General features: G+C 68.3%; 7 protein-coding genes. 1 reads left to right on the forward strand and 6 read right to left on the reverse strand.

Features of this window, described 5'->3' with window-relative positions:
- The 3 genes from C5O18_RS07250 to C5O18_RS07260 all read right to left on the reverse strand — a co-directional run.
- The coding region (locus C5O18_RS07250; protein WP_162495439.1) for an HvfC/BufC N-terminal domain-containing protein at window positions 1-248 on the reverse strand (248 nt) is incomplete at its 3' end.
- Window positions 232-1,101 (reverse strand): HvfB family MNIO-type RiPP peptide maturase, encoded by an 870-nt coding sequence (locus tag C5O18_RS07255; RefSeq protein WP_277422155.1) that lies wholly within the window; start codon window positions 1,099-1,101, stop codon window positions 232-234. The genes C5O18_RS07255 and C5O18_RS07250, both read right to left, overlap by 17 nt.
- Window positions 1,102-1,126: 25 nt before the next feature.
- Entirely contained in the window at window positions 1,127-1,399 is a 273-nt protein-coding gene (locus C5O18_RS07260) for an HvfA family oxazolone/thioamide-modified RiPP metallophore (RefSeq protein WP_105192778.1), read from the reverse strand.
- Window positions 1,400-1,568: 169 nt separating this feature from the next.
- Here C5O18_RS07260 and C5O18_RS07265 point away from each other — a divergent pair, with 169 nt between their 5' ends.
- Window positions 1,569-2,174 (forward strand): HvfX family Cu-binding RiPP maturation protein, encoded by a 606-nt coding sequence (locus C5O18_RS07265; protein WP_105192770.1) that lies wholly within the window; start codon window positions 1,569-1,571, stop codon window positions 2,172-2,174.
- A 37-nt stretch (window positions 2,175-2,211) separates the two neighbouring features.
- On the opposite strand, the gene C5O18_RS07270 is transcribed toward C5O18_RS07265, so the two are convergent.
- From C5O18_RS07270 to C5O18_RS07280, 3 genes are all read right to left on the reverse strand, one after another.
- Entirely contained in the window at window positions 2,212-2,451 is a 240-nt protein-coding gene (locus tag C5O18_RS07270) for a hypothetical protein (protein ID WP_105192772.1), read from the reverse strand.
- The gene (locus C5O18_RS07275; RefSeq protein ID WP_105192774.1) at window positions 2,445-3,089 is read right to left on the reverse strand and encodes an RNA polymerase sigma factor; all 645 of its coding nucleotides are present in this window, start codon (window positions 3,087-3,089) and stop codon (window positions 2,445-2,447) included. The genes C5O18_RS07270 and C5O18_RS07275 overlap by 7 nt, the downstream gene beginning before the upstream one ends.
- Before the next feature lie 27 nt (window positions 3,090-3,116).
- A partial coding sequence (locus tag C5O18_RS07280) for an ATP-binding protein (protein WP_206389782.1) occupies window positions 3,117-3,985 on the reverse strand: 869 nt, incomplete at its 5' end.

Here is a 3,985-nt window from a genome sequence, read left to right on the forward strand (position 1 = left end):
AGTGGTGATGTGCAGTGGAAATCGGCGAAAAACCCTTCTTTCAGGCGCGCCCAGAGCGTAGCGGGCAGCACGGCGCCGGCGACCGGGAAGGTGATGTCCACGAAGCTGGTCACGTTGTTGCGCAGCAGGTCTCGGTAGATCTCCAGGCGGCGGGGTTCGATGTCGGCCGGCGCGGGGGTCGTTCCCGGGTGGCGCAGCCAGGCGGTGAACTGGCGCTGCTGCTGCCGGAAGTCAGGTGCCGACGGCATGGCGAACGGCTCCGGCGTGGCTGTCGTGGCCGGCGGCCTCATGCTGGATGCGCCGGATGGTGTCGACCTCGCCCAGCAGTTCGGGCAGCGGCGGCAGGTTGAAGTCGCGCTCCAGCAGGGTCGGCAGCACGCCGAACTCGCGGTAGGCCAGGCGCAGCAGGTCCCAGACCTCCGGGCAGACATCGTCTCCGTGGGTGTCTATGCGCAGGTCGCCGGCTTCGACGTAATGCCCGGCGACGTGCAGGTAGCGTATGCGTTCGCCGGGCAGGGCGCGCAGGTAGCCGGCGGCGTCGAAGCCGTGGTTGATGCTGTTGACGTAGACATTGTTGATGTCCAGCAGCAGGTCGCAGTCGGCGCGCAGCAGCACTTCGCGCACGAAGTCGGCTTCCTGCATCTCGGCGCCGGGCGCGGCGTAGGTGGACACGTTCTCCAGCACCAGTCGCCGGCCGAGGATGTCCTGGGCCTGGCGCACGCGGGCCGCGACATGGCCGACCGCCGCCTCGGTCATGGGAATGGGCAGCAGGTCGTAGAGATGGCCGTCGTCGCCGGTGTAGCTCAGGTGCTCGGAATAGAGCCGGATGTCGTGCGTGTCGAGGAAGTCGCGCACGCGCGCCAGGAGGCCGGTGTCCAGCGGGGCTGGTCCGCCGATGGACAGCGACAGGCCATGGCAGGCGAATGGAAAGCGTTCGGTCAGCATGCGCAGGTCGCGCGCGTAGCGACCGCCGAGGCCCAGCCAGTTCTCCGGCGCGATCTCGAGGAAATCGGGGGGCGTGGCAGCCTGCCCGGCCGTCAGCGCAGCCATGAAGCTGCGCCTCAGGCCGAGGCCGGCGCCACTGACGGGAGCGTGGTTCACGCCACCTTTCCCTGTCGGAGACGGCTTACTTCTTGCCGCCGCACTTGGCTTCGCCGCACTTGCCCTCGGCCGATTTCTTTTCCGCGCCGCACTTGCCCTCGGCATTCTTCTTGGCGCCGCATTTCGCTTCGGCGGTCTTCTTGGCTCCACACTTGGCTTCGCCGGTCTTGGCGCCGCACTTGGCTTCCGCGCTGGCGGCGGCGGCCGGTGCCGCCGGGGCTTCGGCGGCATGGACAACGCCTGCGGCGGACAGGGCGAGCACGGCAGCGATCGGGGTCAGGGTCTGCAGCTTTTTCATGATGGTCATCCTCGGGGTGGTGGACCCGGCGGGCAAGGTGTCCGCCGCTGTCCTGACTTGGACACGATATCGGGCCCGAGTGTTACACGCGTCCTGAAAAAATTCGCCTGTAACATCGGCCGCCGGTCAGCCGTCTGAGTGGTGTATTCCCCCGGAGCGGAGTCCCGCCATGATCGCCCTGCTGCGGCGCGCCGACGCGCTGCTCATTTCGCTGACCCGTCCCCTGAGGCATCTCGATGGCCTGCCGGCGCTGGCCTTGCGTTTCTATCTGGTGCCGGTGTTCTGGATGGCCGGCAGCCAGAAGCTGCTGCATTTCTCCGACACGGTGGCCTGGTTCGGCGACCCCTTCCAGGGGCTTGGCCTGCCGCTGCCCTGGCTGCTGGCCGCTCTGGCGACAGCCAGCGAGTTGGGTGGTGCCGTGCTGCTGGCCCTTGGCCTGGCCACGCGCTGGATCAGCCTGCCGCTGCTGGCGACCATGGTCGTGGCGGCGCTTGCCGTGCATCTGCCCAATGGCTGGCAGGCCATCGCGGACCCGTCGGCGCCGTTCGCGAACGCGCAGGTGCTGGCGGCGGCGGAAAGGCTGATGCGGATCCGCGACATCCTGCAGAGCCATGGCGACTATGACTGGCTGACCGCCAGCGGTCCGGTGGTCATCCTCAACAACGGCGTGGAGTTCGCTGTCACCTATGCGGTCATGCTGATGGCGCTGGTGGTGCTTGGCGGTGGTCGCTACACGAGCGCGGACTGGTGGCTGGCCCGGTATCTGCGCCGCTGAGCGGCGTGCCGGCTGGTCCGGAAGCTGGTCTCGCCGTTCAGTGATCGTGCGGGTGTGCGTCGTCGAGGGCGCGAAGCCAGGCCTGCACCTGTTCGTCGCTCGCCGGTCTGGCCTGCCGCCGGCGCAGGGCGCGCAGCAGCGTCAGGATCTGGATCACCGCCAGGCGGCAGTTGCCGCAGCGCACCAGATGCCAGATCACCTGCAGGTTGATGTGCCAGGGCAGGGCGCCGGACAGGAACTCGGTGGCATTCGTGCCGATATCGCGACAGTTCAGCATTCCCCCGTCTCCTCGTAGTGCGACACCATGTTGAACACGCGCATGCGCGCGCGGTGCAGCAGCACCCTGAAGTTGGACGGCGTGATGTGCAGGGTGTTACAGATCTCGTCCGCCGGCAGCCCTTCGATGTCTCTCAGTGTCAGCGCCATACGCTGGCCTTCCGGCAGGTCGGCCATGTGGTGCTCCAGGCATTCCTGCAGGACGTGCGCTTCCAGCAGCGCCTGCGGGCTGTCGTCGGTCCAGCGCTGGAACTGCACCGTCCAGTGCATGCCGAAGGGCTCGCCGGAAACGAAGGCATTGGCGAGCGGATCATGTTCGCTGTCCAGTCCTTCCAGCGACACCTCACGGCGGTGCGCGCGCAGGTGGTTGTAGCTGGCGTTGATGGTGATGCGCACCAGCCAGGTCTTGATGCCGGCGCGGCCTTCGAAGCGGGCAATGGCGCCGTGGGCAGCGATCCAGGCCTCCTGCACGGCATCATCGGCATGATTCGCCGCGATACTGCGGGCGGCGGCCAGCATGGCGCCGCCGAAGCGGCGCATGGCTTCCGCCCAGGCGCGGCGATCATCAGCACGCAGGGCGATCAGCAGGTCTGCCTCGGTGCTGCTGCTGTCGATGGCGTGGGGTCTGGCGCTGGCCATGTCGGCGCTCCGGCGATTGGTGTGGTCTCAGTCGGGTTGGCGGCCGGCCAGCGACTGCCGGCCCACCCAGTCGCGGGCGAACTGGCTCGCCACGCGGCCGCTGCGCGAGGCGCGGGTCTGTGCCCAGCGCAGGGCCTCGGCGCGCACTTCCTCGTCCCAGTGCTGCCAGCCCAGCTTTGCCAGGTGGTGGCGCACGAGCTGCTCGTAGTCATTCTGGTTGAAGGCGAGGAAGGACAGCCAGAGGCCGAAGCGCTCCGACAGCGAGACCTTCTCCTCGGTGGATTCGCCGGGGTGAAGCTCGTCATCGACCCACTGATACTCGCGGTTGTCGGACTGCAGCGTGGGCATGAGATAGCGGCGGTTGCTGGTGGCGTAGATCAGCACGTTGTCGGGCGCTTCCTCGACGCCGCCGTCGAGCGCGGTCTTGAGCGCGATCAGCGCCGGGTCCGAGCTGGCCACGGAGAAGTCGTCGACGTACAGGATGAAGCGCTCCGGACGGCCGCGCAGCGGCGCCACGATGTCCGGCAGGTCGATCAGGTCGTGCGGCGGCACCTCGATGAGGCGCAGGCCAGCGGCCGAGAATTCGGTCAGCAGCGCCTTCACCAGCGAAGACTTGCCGGTGCCGCGGGCACCGGTGAGCAGGGCGTGGTTGGCAGGCAGGCCGTGCACGAACTGCTCGGTGTTGCGCCGCATGGCCTCTTTCTGGCGGTCGATGCCGAGCAGGTCGGCCAGGTGCGTCTGCTGCACCGAGGTGACGGGCTGCAGCGCGCCCTGGCGCCAGCGCCAGGCGATCACGCCGGGCTGGGAGGCGAGCGCCGAGAAGCTCGCGGCGGATGAGGCGGTGGTCATTGCGGTGGTCATTGCGGTGGTCCGTTGCGGGTGGATCGGAGCGAGTA

The sequence above is a fragment of the Amnimonas aquatica genome (genome assembly GCF_002943415.1).
Classification (GTDB): Bacteria; Pseudomonadota; Gammaproteobacteria; order Pseudomonadales; family Moraxellaceae; genus Perlucidibaca; species Perlucidibaca aquatica_A.